This is a genomic window from Cryomorphaceae bacterium 1068, assembly GCA_027214385.1.
In the GTDB taxonomy this organism is placed as follows: Bacteria; Bacteroidota; Bacteroidia; order Flavobacteriales_D; family Cryomorphaceae; genus JAKVAV01.
In genome coordinates, this window is the sequence record JAPVXR010000046.1 from 1 (window position 1) to 695 (window position 695).

At 46.3% G+C, this 695-nt stretch carries 1 protein-coding gene; it reads right to left on the minus strand.

From position 1 onward, the window contains the following. On the minus strand, positions 1-695 hold a 695-nt coding region (locus O3Q51_18400), incomplete at both ends, for a hypothetical protein (GenBank protein ID MCZ4410794.1).

The following is a 695-nucleotide window of genomic DNA, read 5'->3' on the forward strand; positions in this document are numbered from 1 at the left end:
TTCTCAGGTGGCGTAGCACAGTTCAGTTCAATTGTGAAAGTCTGCTCAGCATTTGCCGGACGAATTCTTACAAAGTAGTTTCCTGCATCGTAAACACCGTTGAAGCTTTCAGGGAAATCCTGACAAGCAACCACTTCTTCCAGTTCTCCGTCGCATTCACTCGCTGTGTAAAGGGCGATCACTACATTGCTGAAAGAAGTCTCTGAAATGCTGTAGGCCGTCTCTCCATCCGATACAAAGCTGTACCATACATCACCTGTTCCTGTTCCGAAACATTCATCGTCAATCGTAGATGTAGCTCCAAGGAAAGATCCGTTCAACCCCTCAGCGTTGCACTCGAGTGCAATCGCTCCACAAGGCTCATCATTGTCAGGTGCGCCGTCAACGCAAGTCAAACTTACATCGTAAGCATTGTTAAATGTTGATCCACTCCAAGGTCGCACTAGGAAGTAGTACGTTCCTGCTTCATAGGTTCCTGTAAAAGATTCTGGAAAGTCTGAACATCCTTCCACTTCTACTAAGTTTCCGCAGTCATCACCCGTGTAAAGTGCAACAACCATGTCAGGTCCGTTTTCAGCAGAGATCAAGTATGTACTTGTTCCGTTTGCTTCGAACTGGAACCAAAGATCTCCTGTAGGCGGAGTAAAAGTACTTCCGCAGTTTGTCAATTCATCACTGATGCTCGCAGCATCGAA